This is a genomic window from Rhodococcus sp. MH15 (assembly GCF_019266045.1).
Lineage (GTDB): Bacteria > Actinomycetota > Actinomycetes > Mycobacteriales > Mycobacteriaceae > Rhodococcus_F > Rhodococcus_F qingshengii.
The window spans coordinates 175,661-192,166 of record NZ_LPNP01000058.1; the positions used below are offsets into that span (position 1 = coordinate 175,661).

Annotated in this window: 1 protein-coding gene; it reads right to left on the bottom strand. The window is 62.2% G+C overall.

Going from position 1 to position 16,506, the window contains the following annotated elements; translation table 11 throughout:
- Positions 1-214 precede the first annotated feature (214 nt).
- Entirely contained in the window at positions 215-16,441 is a 16,227-nt protein-coding gene (locus ATN37_RS04985; RefSeq protein ID WP_218694837.1) for a non-ribosomal peptide synthetase, read from the bottom strand.
- Positions 16,442-16,506: the final 65 nt, after the last annotated feature.

Sequence of the window (16,506 nt, forward strand, 5' to 3'; positions counted from 1 at the left end):
CGATGATGGTCCGAGCAGCCTCGAAGAGCGCGTCGACGGACGGAACACCGATTTCAGAGCTGATGGAAAAAAGGGAACCCAACATACGATCCTCCGGAGATAGTTTCTGAATGGCTTACTGCCACAAGGGAAATGCTACCGATTCCACTTGCGGAACTGAAGCAAGGGGACCACGGGAGTGACAATTCCGGACCAAAGTCCCGGCCCGTTAGATCTACTGCACCCCAGTATGATTGCGATCCTTCGAATCCGAATCGACACCTTCGAGATAGCCGACGAGAACTTGGGCGACCTCCGCCAACACCTCAGTGCTCGACATTTCCGAGTGGGAGCAGTCGACCAGGTACGCCCGCAACGGCCCCACCAGTTCGGACCACCTTTCGACCAGGTGACGATGTTCAGGCAGATCATGCTGCGCCACAAACAGTTCCACTGACCCGAAATAGTGCCGCGGCGTGTGGTCCCGAACGATTCGCGACAGTTTTTCCACCCGACCCACTACGGATTCGAGTACCGTATCGGAAAGGAAATCCATACCGGTCTGCCTTCGGATCTCTGTCGCAACGTCTGTGAAAGTCAGTGCTGCAGTTTCAGTTTCAACCTCGGATAGCCCGATCTGCGCGAATAGTTCGGAAGGTTTCGGAGCCGCTTGTACCGATGGCATCATCTCCGGTAACAGCGCGTCGAGCATGACAACCGAACCGACCAGATCGCCGGCCTCCTCGAGTTGGCTCGCCATCTCGAGCGCGATCGTTCCGCCGGCAGACCAACCGAGTAGATGGTATTCACCCGACGGCTGCACCGTCCGTACGGCATCGACGTACCCCGACGCCAACTCCGCCACCGTGCCTGGCAATTCACCTGCTCCCGTTGCCTGGATGCCGTACACCCGTCGACCCCGCAGCTGACCGACGAGTCCGGCGTAGCACCAGGCAATTCCGCTGACCGGATGCACACAGAACAACGGCGGCCGTTGGTCATCGGGGTCGCCTCCGAGCATGACGACCGTGTCCAGCGGATCCGAACGAAGCGAATCACCCTCGAAGACATCGGCATGAACGAGATCCATCCGAGAGGCAAGCTCCGCCACAGTTCGGTCGGTGAAAATCCATTGAACCGGGAATTCCCTGTTCAGGCTCTCACGCAAGCGCGTCGCCACTCGAACTGCACCCATCGATGTCCCGCCGAGCTCGAAGAAGTCGTCGTAGCGGCCGACCGATTTCGCGCCGGTCACGCCCTCGAATGCCTGTGCCACGTGACGTTCGGTATCCGAGATGGGTCGATCCACACTCGACCCTGGCTGCGGTGAAGGAGCAGGAAGTGCCGCTGCGTCTATCTTCCCCGAAGCGAGCAACGGTACCTCGCCCACTATCGTCACCGACGAAGGCAGCAGGTGCTTCGGCAGCAGGCCGGAGACGAACCCGCGAAGCTCCGATTCCGTCGCCGAACCGTTTTCCGCCAACGTCACATACGAACGGAGTTCAGCGGATCCGTGCCCGTCGTCACAGACAACGGTTACCGAGAAGGCCACTGCTCCATGGCTTGACAGAGCCGCGTCGACCTCCGCCGGTTCCACGCGGACACCCCGCACCTTCACCTGCGCGTCGTTGCGACCCAGGTACTCGAGCGCTCGGTCGTGACGCCTACGACGCACGAGGTCACCCGTGCGATACATCCGGGTCCCCACCGCATGAGGATTGGCAACAAAGCGCTCGGACGTCAGAGCCGGGGAAGCGACGTACCCCCGCGCCACATTCTCACCGGCGAGGAACAGTTCTCCCGCAACGCCATCCGGAACCGGTCGGAGCCTCTGATCGAGAACAAATGCTGTCGTACCAGGGACTGGAGTGCCGACAGTGACGTCCGCGTCAGTGATCCGTGCGGAAATCGATGCCGCGATCGTTGATTCGGTCGGTCCGTATCCGTTGACGATGCGATGTCGGGGTGACCACGCCGACGCAAGGCGCGCAGAGAGCGGCTCCCCCATCGATTCGACGATCAACGGTTGCACTGCATCCGGATCGACTGTCGCCAGGACCGTCGGCGTCACGATCAGATGTGTTACGTCGGCGGCTATCAGCAGATTCGTGAGTTCTTCTCCCCCGTAGACGAAGTCGGGAGTCAGAATCAGCGTTCCACACCCTGCAGCCGCGAGAAGGATCTCGATCACCGACGCGTCGAAGGTCGACGACGCCAATTGCAGGACTCGGGGGCCACGCTCGAGCTCGGCGATCTCGGCGTGTGCGGTGCAGACGTTCATGATTCCGCGGTGTGAAACCTCCACGCCCTTGGGTCTTCCCGTGGAACCCGACGTGTAGATGACGTAGGCGAGGTTGTCGGGGTGAGCCGGCGTTGCCGATACCTCGGCAGCGCCACCAGCAGTGCGGGATTCGTCCATCGCCACCCACTCGACGCACTCGGGCAAACTCTCGGATGCACCTCCCGCTTTCAAACCGACAACCGAACCGCATTCCTCGACCATCGTCTGCCGGCGCGCTGTCGGCAGCGCCGGATCGAGCGACAGCCACGCTGCGCCTGCACGCGCTACTGCCCACAACGCAACGATCCACAGATGCCCGCGCCCGAGCGCAACGGCCACCACGTCGTCGGGTCCGATTCCTCGGACCACCAACTCGCGTGTCCAGTGCGACGACTCCTCGTGCAGGTCGCGGTAAGTCCAGCGTCTGCCGTTCTCTTCCAGCGCGACGCCGTCGGGCGCCTGACGCAGAGCGCGTTCGAAAATGTCGGCAATCGTCAGAGGTTCGACGTGGCGAGGATTCGCAGCAGTCAGCGCCGAGCGTTCGAGTCCGGACAGCAGTTCGATCTCCCCGATCACAATCTCGGGTTCCGCGGTCACTGATTCGGCGATACGTCTCACCCGCTGCATGAACAGTTCCGCGGTCGACTCGCGGAACTTCTCCGTCGCATACAGCAATCGAATAGTCAGACTGTCACCGGTGTCGACCAGGTCCCACGTCAAGTCGTAACCGGTCGACGCCCCTGAATTGTCGATGTCGAAGACGGTAATGCCGTCGATCTGCGGCAACTCCAGCGCTCGCCGGTACGCCAGCATGACCGTGAACAGCGGATGCTCGTTCATCCTGCGCGGCGGATCGACCTTCGCAACGACGTCGTCGAACGAGACGTCCGCGTTCGCCATTGCTTCCAGATCGACACGGCGAACCTCGTCCAGAACAGCAGCGAAGCGATCGGTGGAGTTGATCCTCGTGCGCAATGCAACAGTACCCACCATCATTCCGGCGACGCTCAGCAGCGCCGGATCGTTCCGCAGACTCACAGCTGCTCCCACCACGACGTCGTCCGTGACGCACTCGCGAGCGAGCAGCACGGCAATCACGCTGTGGACGACCATGAATACCGTGACGCCATGCGAACGAGCCAACGCCGACAACGCGTCGTAGGTGGCGCCGTCGAGGACTTCCGTCACCATCTCCTCGGATCGTGAAGACACGGGACTCCGGGGGTTGTCGACGGGTAGAGCCAACACATCCTCGACGCCACAAAGTGCGTCCGACCAATAGTCGAGTTGCCGGTGAGCCATGCTGAGAGAATCCTCGGGGTCACCCAAGCTCTCTCTCGCCCAGAAACTGTAGTCGCCGTAGCTGATCTCCCCCGACGAGCGATCCCAGGGAAGACCTGCCGACCTGGCCTCGAAGGCTGCCACGAAATCGGTCAGGATCGGGCCCATCGACGCTCCGTCGATCGCGATGTGGTGAACAACGATGACCAGGACCGTCAGTCCTGCAGAGTCGACTCCTGCCTTTTCGGCGAACACACGCACACGGAACGGAACATCTCGTTCGAGATCGAACGGCACAGTCGCGAATGCCGAAGCGCTCGCACGGATATCGCCGACGTGTACCGCAGTGAGATCGAATGCAACAGAGTCCATTTCAAGTTGTTGCGGACCGAATTCACCCGGAACACAGACAGTTCGCAATACGGCATGGTGATCGACGACGTCGCCGAGCGCGCTGCTCAAGACCGAACGATCGACGTCGTCTGCCAGGACCGCTGCAAACGTCAGGTTGTACGCAGTCGATTCCGGCTGAAGCTGATTGATCAGCCAGAGTCGTTGTTGCGAGGGCGCCAGCGGGGCTGGCTTGCCGGGATCACGTCGAGTCAGTTCGCGGCGTTTGCCATCGGACGCGCTCGCCGACAGCCACTGAGACATCGCTCGCGGCGACGGATTGTCGAAGACGGCGCGAACAGGCACATCTCGCGCGAAGATCGAGGCGAGTCGACCTGCCACCGCTGCCGCGGCCAACGAATCACCACCTGATTCGAACAGGTTGTGCAGAGCGCCGAAACTTCCGGACACGTGTTCCGACATGACAGCGGTGACGAGTTCCTCCGAAACCGTCACTGCTGCATCGGGCGCCTGGCTCTCGAACACATGGCGCCGCAACGCATCTGCGTCCAGTTTTCCGTTCGTCGTGAGCGGGATCGACTCCAATACGACCACGCGGCCGGGCATCAGATACGCAGGCAACATCGCGGCCAACTCGATTGTCAGCTGATCCGCCTCCACACCATCGCCGACCGCGCACGCAACGGCGATGTCGTCGACGAGGACAACCGCCGCAGCCTCGACGCCCGTGCACCGACGCAGAGCTGATTCGATTTCGGCGGGCTCGACGCGGATTCCTCGCACGCTCATCTGACGGTCGGAGCGTCCGACGAATCCGAGCCTGTCATCCGTGCGGCGATGAACCAGATCACCGGTCCGATAACGGCGGTGCCCACCGGGTGCTGCGATGAACGACGTGGCGGTGCCGGCAGGATCTCCGGCATAGCCCATCGCAAGCCCGGGCCCGCTGACGTACAACTCACCGATCCCGGCCCACGGCACCGGACGCAGTCGCGTATCGAGCACCTCTGCACCGATTCCGGCGAGCGGGACTCCGATGGTGACCCGATGATCCACCTCGGCGACAGTGGTGACCACCGTGCATTCCGTCGGTCCGTACGCATTGAGCATTCGCGCGCGGCGACTCCACGCACGCGCGGTGGAAGGTGAGAGCACATCGCCACCGACTGCCACCACCTCGAGCGAATCGAACCGCTCCGGAGCCATCGTGTCGAGTACGGCTGGAGTGGACAACATGTGAGTGACGCCGCGTTCTGCGACGAATTCTTCGAGTGCCCTTCCGCCGAAAGCCTCCCGAGGAGCGACCGCCAAGGTAGCCCCGGCGCCGATCGCCAACATCATCTCGAGGATTGCTGCATCGAACGTCGGTTTGTAACCGTGCAGCACAACCGATTCCGAAGTCACGCCGTACTTGCGGACAGCATCGTCGGTCAGCAGGCCCAGTCCTCGGTGTGTGACTGCAACGCCTTTCGGTTCACCGGTCGACCCGGACGTGTGAACAACGTACGCGACTGAATCCGGATACTGCCGACCGGGAACAGGGCTGCGATCGGAGAGGACGGTGCGCAGCTGCTTCAGACGTGCCGGCGGCAGGTCGGGGTCGATCGGTACGAATGCCGCGCCCGTCTTCGAGATCGCCAACATTCGGACCAGGTACGCGATAGTCCGTACCGCCGGAATCTCGTACACGGCACCCGGTCCTGCTCCCCGAGCCACCAGTTCCCAGGCTTGGGCATCCGAGGCAGAGTCGAGTTCGGCATACGTCACCATGCGGTGTCCGTCGTCGAGAGCAATGTTGTTCGGGAATCGCGCCGCGGTGGCGGCGAAGATCTCGGTCAGCGTGCGGGACGAATCGACCTCGGCAGCAGTCCAACTGGGCGCCGCGCCCACCACGAGATCCGAAACGAGTACTGGCACATCCTCGGCAATCGAGGTGAGCACTCTCGACAGCTGTCGGGTAACCGCGTCGGCGCTCGAAGGATCGAAAACGCTCGCGGCATAGATGAGCGCTCCGGTCAATGAACCGTCGTCAGCGGGTGCGAGCGAGACATGCATGGGGAACTTCGTTGTCGCGGTCTCGATTTCGCGAGCCTCGATCGTGAGGCCGGAAACCTCCACGGCAGGGATCGCGAAGTTCTGCAGACCCAGCGCAATCTGGGGAGTTCGTCCACCGAGCAGCTCACCAACCAACTCGGCAGGAACAGAGCTGTTTTCGAACGCTGCCACATCAGCATCGAAAGCTGCACCCAACAGAAGATCGATCGGCACGTCCCCGTCGATCCGAAGGCGAAGAGGCACCGTATCCACGAACATGCCGACCACGCCGTCGAGCTGAGGCGCCCGCCGTCCGTCGACAGCTGTCGCGATCACGACATCGGGATTTCCACTCAGCTTGGCAAGCACCACCGACAACGCCGCATGAACCACCGCGAACAGCGAGACCTTCAATCGGTCGGCTCGCGCCTGCAGTGCCGAGGTGATGACGGCTGGTATCACGAAGTTCACTCGCTGCGCTAAGGTATCCGGCCCGCCATCGGAGTGATCCACCGTCAGCGGAGACACAGATGTCACACCGTCGAGGGTTCGGCGCCAGAACTGCTCGACGACAGGGGAAACGTCACGTGCTGCCTCCCACGCGGCAAAATCCCCGTACTGGATCGGCAACGGAGACCATTGCGAATCCAGTCCAGCTCGTCGCTTGCCGTACGCGGTCAGCAGGTCGCCGACCACCGTTCGCATCGACACCCCGTCGACTGCGATGTGATGAAAGCTCACTGCCAGAACGTGCCTGACCGGTGACACCTGGAGCAGCATCCAGCGCACCGGCAGGTCTGCCGCTACATCGAAACCGCGCGAGCCGAACTCTCGCAGCAGCACCTCGACCTCGATGTCGGCGACCAACCGCGTTTCCATTGTCACGGAGGTCGGAGGATCCACGACCTGAACCGGTGGAGTGCCCGGATACCGGGTTCTGAGGACATCATGACGACCGACAAGATCCGTTGCTGCCTGACGCAGCGCGGCCGCGTCGAGTTCACCGTCGATCTCGATGCAGATCGGCAGGTTGTACGCACCGCTCGCTGTGTTCCGCTGATTCAGTACCCACATCGCACGCTGGTTTCGTGACAGGGGTGCGGGCGTGGGGTCGCGGCGCGGTTCCAGTCGGACAAGATCGGTCACCGAGTCGTTCTGCTCGAGCGAATCGAGCCGGGCTGCCAACGCCGCAACTGTTGGATGCTCGAATACGGTCCTGAGCGGAACAACCAGCCCCAGAGAACTACTCAGGAGCGAGGTAACCTCCGCGGCCGACAGCGAGTTGCCCCCGAGCGAGAAGAAGTCTGCGTCGCGGTCGTCCTCATTCCCACCGAGGACGGAACCAAAAGCTCCGGCTACAAGACGTTCGGTGGCGGTGGCCGGTCCCTCTGCACGGGAAGCATCCAGTGTCGGCGACGGGAGACGGGCGAAGTCGACCTTGCCGTTCCGCATCGGAAGCTCGCCCTCGATGTCGACGATGACATGCGGAACCATGTACGTCGGAAGGACTTCTGAGACGGCAGCGCGAAGTTGACCAGTGTCAACTCTTTCGGCACCTGAACTTCTCACGTAGGCGACCAACAGAGGACTTCCACCTTCGGCCGACCGAACCCCGACGACACAGAAGTCGACGTTCGCGACAGACTGAATGACTGCCTCGATCTCACCCGGTTCGATCCGGACACCGTTGACCTTCACCTGCACGTCGGTTCGCCCGAGATAATGCAGGCGATACGTATTTCCCTCGGATTTGGGGCTTTCCGGCTTCCACATCACCAGATCGCCCGTCCGGTACATCCGGGCGCCTGAACCGGTTGCCACGAATCGTTCCGCAGTTCGGGCCGGTTGGCCGGCGTAACCGCGAGCGAGCATTCGACCTGAGAGATACAGTTCGCCGGCGACTCCCGGCGGCACCGGTTCGAGTCGATCATCGAGCACGACGGCGTCGACCCCGGCCAGTGGATACCCGATCGATCCGTCGTGAGTGTCACCCGACAGTTGTTCGATCGACAGTGGTTCGGTAGCAAGCGAATACATCGTCGACTCGGCAGGTCCGTATCCGTTGATGACTCGGCGTCCGGCTTGCCAGCGCTTCGCCAACGCGCCGCCGAGTCGCTCGCCCCCGAACATCACCGTGGAAAGGTCCGGCAGCGAAGGATCGCCGATCGAGGCGACGACAGTAGGTGTGGCGCACAGATGAGTAATTCGCTCGCGCCTCAGTGCTGATGCGAGTCCCGAGCCGAACAGTTCTTCGTTCTTCGCCAGAACGAGCGTGGCCCCGGACGCACTCGCGATGAGCACCTCGAGCAACGTCATGTCGAATCCTGGCGCTCCGCGATGGAATACGCGAGAACCTGGCCCAGCCGAGAATCGACCGGGCAGGTCTTCGGCGATCACACCGAGCCCGCCGTTGGTCACGACCACAGCCTTGGGGGTTCCGGTCGTTCCTGACGTGAAAACTACGTAGGCCGCCAGGTTCTCGGAATATTCGCGCACCGAGTCGGTGACTTTCTCACCACCAGCGTCTTCACCACCAGCGTCTTCACCACCAGCGTCTTCACCACCAGCGTTGCGGCCGCCGATCGCTCCGGTGCCCAGTGTTTCGAGGACATCGCGTACTCGCGCCTGCGGCTGTTCCGGGTCCGTCAATGCCGGAGCTGCACCGACCTTCGCGATTGCCCACAGTTGCACGATCGACGCAATCGACCGATCTGCAGTCCAAGCAGCGACCTGGTCGGCTCTTAATCCCCGGGAGCGCAACTCGTCGGCTGCGACATCCGACTGGGCATCGAGTTCCCGGTAAGTCAGTGTGTTGCCCTCACCCTCGACCGCCACAGCGTCCGGGGCGGATTCGACGCCGAAGCGCAGCATGGAGGCAAGTGTCGTACCGGAAAGTCGAGATCGATCAGGCCGGTCGACCGCGCCGTGTGCGGGGACGAGAAGAGCTCGTTCCGCACTGTCCAACAGGTCGATTTGCCCTACGGCGACATTCGGGTCGACAGACACTTGATTCAGGAAGCGCTCGAACCGGCCCGCAAAGCTCGATACCGTCAGATCATCGAATAGATCAGCGTTGTAGACGAATTCGAGACCGAGTTCGCCCCCGACCCCCTCGTCCGTGACGTTGACCTGCAGATCGAAATTTGCGTGCCTGACTTCAGGAGCAATCTGTGTGATGTCCAGCCCTGGTATCGACCACGCGGCGGTCTCAGCAGTTCGGAACGAGAGCGCCACCTGGAACAACGGATGTCGCGAACGCGATCGCGGTGGGTCGATCAGATCGACCAGCGATTCGAAGGGCATCTCTGCGTGCGCGAACGCCGCTACGTCACGCTGACGAACCTGCTCGACCAACCGGCCGAACGAGTTCGACGGATCGACTTCGGTTCGAAGAACAATCGTGCCGGCAAACATGCCGACCAGCTCGTCGAGTTCAGGTGTGACGCGTCCGGACACAACAGTGCCGACAGCTACGTCATCGCTACCGTTGTACCTCGCCAACAGCGCCGCGAGAGCGGCGTGTACAACCATGAACATGGTCGCGTTGTTCGATCGTGCGAGTGTCTGAAGGCCCGTTCGTACCGAACCTGAGATCTCCACCCGATAGCTCGACGCACGGGCGAACGTCGAACGTGGACGATCGAGGGGAAGCGTCACCTGCTCGGGAAGTCCTTCGAGAGCCTGCATCCAGTAGCTGCGTACCGTCTCGGGAATCCCCGATTCCCTTTGCCATGCGATGTAATCGGAGTATTCGAGCGCGAGCGGCGACCACTGCGGAGCGTGCTGCGCCGAGCGGGCGATGTACGCCGCAGTGAAGTCGCGGACCAACAATTCGAGTGATCGAGCGTCGGCGGCAATGTGATGGACGACGACAGCCAGGATGTGCTCGACAGGTGAAACCTGGAGAAGTGCCGCACGTACGGGCGGATCAACGGTGACATCGAAGCCCGAACCCACCAGTTCTGCTACACAATTCTCGGCGTCGCCGCCGTCGAGTGCCTCGAGCTGAAAGGCCGGAAGCGCATCCTCGGCGTCGAGCACCGTCTGAACCGGGCCGCCGCCGACAACCGGGTACACGGTCCGCAGAGTGCGATGGCGATTGATCACGTCACGAATTGCCAGTTCGGCCGCAACCACGTCCAGCTCGCCTGCCAAGCGCAGCACGATCGGGATGTTGTATCCGGCGGAGTCTGTATCCAACTGATTCAGAATCCACATTCGATGCTGGGAAGCTGACAGGTGCACTTCCGTGTTGTCCGAACGAGGCCCCAAGGACACGTCAGACGCGTGCTCCGCGCCGGTTCGCCCTACACCTATCCGCGCAGCAGCGATGTCTGCGAGCTGATCGACGGATGGGTGCTCGAACACATCGCGGACGTCGAGGTTACAGCCCAGGGCGGAGTTCAGACGCGACGAAAGACGAGTGGCGATCAAGGAATTGGCGCCTTGATCGAAGAGGTTCCGGACCGGATCGACATGCGGAACTTCCATCAAATCGCTCAGAATGGCTGCGACTGTCTGCTCGAAGAAGTCTCGCGACTGCCGAGTCGGCTGCGTGAGAGACACCGGGGTCGGCAACGATGCTCGGTCGATTTTGCCGTTGATCGTGACCGGTAATGACGCGAGCGCCATCAAAGCCGACGGAACCATGTGCGCGGGCAGCAACGAACGAGCAGTCCGCAAGACGCCGTCGAGGTCGTGTCCGCTCCCCGGGGTGATGTAACCGACCAAAGTCGGCCCGCTGTCGAGTTCTCTCACCACTACCGCGGCCTGCTCCACCGACGTGTGAGCCAACAGCGCGGATTCGACCTCGCCCGGTTCGATGCGGTAACCGCGCAGTGCCATCTGACCGTCGGCGCGGCGAACATATTCGAGTCGGCCGGCTCGCCAACGGACCAGATCGCCGCTGCGGTACATCCGTGATCCATCGAATCCGGGTTCAGGCACGAATCGCGAAGACGTCATCGCGGGTCGACCCAAGTAGCCTTCGGCCACCTGCGGACCCGCAACATACAGTTCGCCGACAGATCCCGGAGGGACGGGGTTCAACGACGCGTCCAGTACGTAGCTGCGCAACCCTGGTAGTGGGGACCCGATCGGCGAGACAGTCTCGTCACCGGGGACAAGATCGAAACTGGTGACATGGACTGTGGTTTCGGTGATTCCGAACATGTTGACGCCCCGCACGTCCGGGTGCCGATCGAACCAAGCCTCCACGCGCCCGGCGTCGAGGCGATCACCGCCGAAAACAATCGTCCGGAGCGGAAGCAGCATTTCCTGCGTGACTTCCGCCAACGCATAGAAGGCGGCCGGGGTCTGATTGAGAACGGTCACTCGTTCCCGCACAATCAGATCCGCGAATCTTTCGGGTGAGCGCGCGACATCACCGTCCACGATCACGAGGGATCCGCCAGTGGTCAACGAACCCCACATCTCCCAGACCGAGAAGTCGAATGCGTACGAATGAAACATCGTCCATACATCTTCGGCGTTGAAGTCGAAGATCTCTCGGGTCGAGGCGAGCAGCGCCAACACGTTGTCCTGAGACACCACTACGCCTTTGGGTGCTCCAGTTGATCCGGAAGTGTAGATCACGTAGGCGGCGGACTCCGACTGTGCAACGGGCCAGTCGGCCGTAGCGTCAGTCGTCTCGTCCACGAAGATGACAAGTTGCTCGTACCCAACGAACCGCCCAGCAGATTCGTCCGTCGACAGAATCGCTTTCGGGCCTGCATCGGCAAGTACGTAGTGGATACGAGCGTCGGGATACTGCAAGTCGATCGGTACGTACGTCGCGCCCGCGCGAACGACAGCGATGATGGCTACGACGAGGTCGACCGATCGAGGCAGGGCGACCGCCACGCGATCACCGACTCGAATTCCTCGATCGATCAAGACAGCGGCAAGGCCCTCCGAACGAACTCGCACCTCTTCATAGGTGAAACGAGTATCGCCACTCGACACCGCGATTGCATTCGGATGCCGGGCTGCGACGGCCCCGAAGAGGTCAGGCAGCGACTGCGCGACAATCGACGGCGCCGGCACCCGAGCCGACAATTCTTCGCGTTCCGCAACACTGAGAACATCGATGTCACGCAGCATGATTGACGAGTTCTCGGTAATCGAGTCACATACTCGACGAAGCCGCTCGACCCAGCTCTGCACGGTGCCTGCATCGAACAGATCGGCGGCATATCGGAAAGTGCCGCGAATACCGCTCGCGTCGCCGTCAATCGTACGATCCTCGCGCACCGTCACTTCGAGGTCGAAGCGAGGGTGCACGGGGGGTAGCGGAGTGCCGTGCGCCGTCAGAGTTCCCATCGCGATCTCGGAGTCGGGCGCTACCGGATCGACAGCGAGAACAACTCGGAGGAAGGAATTCTTCTCACCTACGCCCCCACCGACCGCACGGTCGACCACCCAGTCGAACGGAACGTCGGCATTGGACAGGGCCGCCACATCAACCTCGCGCACCCGAGTCAAGAACTCACCGAACGTGTCTCCGCCGCGAAGGAGCGTTCGCAGCGCGACGGTCCCGACGAACATACCGACGACACCGTCGAACGAAGGATGCGTTCGTCCGGAGGTCGGGGTCCCGATGACCACATCGGACGCACCGGTGATCTTGCTCAGTGCGATCGCAAGGCAGGCGTGCAACACCATGAAGGTTGTGCAGTCGTGCGCGCGAGCGATCTCGTTCAGCGCCGCATGGATAGGTGAGGGCAACTCGAACGCCACGTCCCGCGCCGACGACGGTTGGTCCGGCCGGCGGGATCTGTCCACGGGAAGCGCCAGAGTCGGATCAACACCGGCGAGTGTGTCGGACCAGAATTCCAGCTGGCGTCCTGCCAAGCTCTGTGGATCCGCGGGATCACCGAGAATGGTTCTGTGCCAAGCGGAATAGTCGCGGTAGTCGAGAGCGGGCGAAGGCCAGATCGGCGACCGTCCGTCGGCGCGAGCGTCGTACGCCGCGATGAGGTCCGAGACGATCGTCGCGAACGAAAGGCCGTCCAGGGCGATGTGATGGGCAACCACGGTCATGCGGTGGTCGGCATCGCTGCCGGAGGCGAGGATCAAGCGAAGAGGCGCATCGGTCGCCAGGTCGAAACCCGCCGCAACCAAATCCGCTGACGCAGCCTCGTAATCCTCGGACGCAACCTCGATCAGAGTCACCGGAGTCGCGGTCGCAACCTGGATCGGCCACGCGTCGTGATTCTGGTCGAACGAGAAAACAGTACGCAAGACGAGATGGCGATCGGTCAGGTCACCTACCGCCACCCTCATCGCCTCGATATCCAGAGCACCACTGAACGCGACCTCGAACGCAATGTTGTACGCCGACGACTGGGGATCCAAACGGTTCAGTAACCATAGGCGTTGTTGCGCCGGTGCGATTTCCACGACGAGGTCGTCCGAAATGCGCTGGGGTTCCTCCACCCACTCCGCCCGCCCCGCACGGATCACCCGGGCCAGGCGCGCCGGCGTCGGGGCACCGAACACATCCCTCACACCAACCCGTCTTCCGAGGGCGGAACTCACTCGCGCGGCGACATACACGGCGTCGAGTGAACTACCGCCCCAGGCGAACAAGTCGGAGTGCGGTCCGAGAACTCCGACGCCGAGGACCTCGGCCATCACCGAGGCAATCAATTCCTCGTCGTACCCGATCGGGTGGTTGACCGCCGCGCGCTGCTCGGCCGGCGCGGACGACGCCGGTTCGGGGAGCGCCGAACGGTCAGTCTTTCCATGGCTCGTGACGGGCAATGCTGCCAAAATAGTCACCGAACTCGGCAGCATGGAACGAGGAAGTCGGGAAGCCAGATGATCGAGCACCATCGTCTGGCTCAACGGATGAGCTGCACCTTCGGCCACGGTCACATACGCCGCAAGCGACCCGGATCGCTCGACCACCGCTGCTTGCGCAACGCCGGGAGTCGACAGGAGCACAGCCTCGATCTCGCCCAGTTCGACGCGTACTCCACGGATCTTCACTTGTTGGTCAGAGCGGCCCAAGAACTCGAGTTGACCGGCAGCGTTCCATCGCACCATGTCCCCGGTGCGGTACATACGCTCACCAGCGCCGGCAGCACCGAAGGGCGCAGCGACAAAACGCTCCGCGGTGAGCGTCGGAGAAAGGTACCCTCGCGCCAGTCCGTGTCCCATCACGTACAGCTCCCCCGCGGCGCCGACCGGAGTGGGCAGCAACGACGAATCCAACACCACAGCGGAAACGCCGTCGATCGGGCGCCCGATCGGAGTATCACCACCAGGCGCGAGCGGCTCGCTCATGAATGCCGCGACGGTTGCTTCACTGGGCCCGTACGAATTCACGATGTCGACGTGACTCGACCACGCATCCACGAGCGCTCCCGGCGGTCGCTCGCCGCCGACGTTCAGGACTCGAAGTTCCGGCAAAGCCCGAGGATCCATCGTCAACGGAACCGATGGCGTCGAGTTCAGGTGCGTGACACCTTCGAGCCGCAAATAGTCTTCGAGGTCCACTCCGCCGATCAATCCGGGAGGAACGATCACTGCGGTCGCGCCGCAGCCGTGTGCAAGCAGAATCTCGAGGATCGCCACGTCGAACGATGTGTTTGCAAGGAGCGCGACGCGGGAGGAACTATCGATGTTCAGACGCCGTGCGTGAGAACGCAGCAACGGCACAATGCCTCGGTGCGTGACCGCGACACCCTTCGGTCGCCCGGTAGAACCAGAGGTGTAGACCACGTAGGCGGTGTCGTCCAGAGACAGGTCGGCGATAGATGAACCCGCCCCCACGCGTCGATCCACCGGCCCTTCGACGGTCTCGTCGCCACTGGGATCAACGACGCACACCCAAGCCGGCACGTCCACGAGTTCGCCACCGACCACAACCGACACGTCGGCGTCGTCGAGAATGAAAGCGACACGCTCGGAGGGTGTTTGAGGATCCACGTAAAGAAGGACAGCACCAGCCCGCACTACCGCGTGGAATGCAACTACGGAATCGGTCGAGCGCTCGGTGAGGATCCCGACGACGTCACCTCGTCCGACTCCGTTCTCCACGAGCAAGGCGCAGAGTGCATCCGCGCGAGCGCCGAGCTGGTCGTAAGTGACGTCCACACCTTGCTCGCGGATCGCGACAGCACTCCCCTGCCCTGCGCCGCCTCTGATGACCGAATCGAGCGTCGCGAATCCGTCCGTCCGCGGACCCAGCGCGGGGACCAGATCCTTCACTTCATCCGTCGAGAGGATGCGGAGGTCACCGAGCGCACAAGTCGCCGAGTCGAGGAACCCCTCGAGTAGCCGAACGAACTGACGATGATGCATCGCCAGGTCACGTTCGCTATAGAGGTGCGGATTGGCTTCGAAGGAAAGGCGAACGTTCTCCCCCGCGATCGACGGATAGATGCTGAAGAACAGGTCTTCGGTGGGGCCGGATGTGAGGACGTGAAACTCGCCGACGACGTCGCCGAGCCGAATGGCTTCGTGAAACATCATGACGTTCACGGCCGGGCCCGCCGCCTCACGGGATCCGCCCTGACCCTCCTGGAAGCCCATGTCCTCGTAGCGGAATCGCTGGTGGCGTAGTGCACCGGTCATCTGAACCGAGATCTGACGCACCAGTTCTCGTGGGGACAGATCCCGTTCGAGTTGCGCACGAACAGGCACGATGTTGGACAGCATCCCACCTGAACGTCTCGACGTCGCCGTGGTGCGGCCGGACACCGGCAAGCTGAGGACTACGTCACCGGAATCCGTCATGCGACCCAGATAGGACGCGAATGCACCGACGAGGACCGCCACCTCGGACGTAGTCCACTCGGTCGCGACATCCGAAAGTTGTTTTGCAAGAGTTGGATTCAGTGTCCGAACCATCATGCGCTGCGGCATGGATGTCAGCCCGGCGCCGTCGGCGAGGCGAACCGGGCGGGGCAGGCCTTCGGACATCTCCGTCCAGTACTGCTCGTCCGATCGATACCGCGACGAGGATCGGTAGTCGACGTCGAGGTCATGCAGTGCACGTACCCCGAGACCACCGAAAGGAGTCAGCGTCTTGCCATGAACCAGATGCGAATAGCGCTCGGCCACCCGAGCGGTGAGTGTCATCGCCGCATGTCCGTCGAGCACGAGGTGATGGGCGTGCGAGTACCAGTAGTAGTGCTCATCTGCCAGGTGAAGCAAGGTTGCCGAGATCAGGCGGTCAGACATCACGTCAAGTGGCCGTGAGTATTCCGCTGTCATCCACTCGTTCGCGCGCCGAACCGGGTCGCGGTCGCTGCGTAAGTCGAGGTATGCGAGATCGTCGACGATCGAATGATCGACGACCTGTGCCGGCTCGGCATCGGTAGCGACGAGGCGAACGAACGGCGACTCCAATTCATGACATGCCGTATTCGTTGCCTCGATCAGCGCGTCGACGTCAACCGGTCCGCGTAGTTCCACGTACTGAGCCACCACGAACGGAGTTGACGGACTCAATTGCTGCGCGAACCACAGCGCGAGCTGAGCCCGAGACAACGGAAAAGCACTCAACCCGTCACCTCACATTTCACCAGCCTTGTTTTTCACGAACGTTCGGTGGCTGATCACGTGAATCC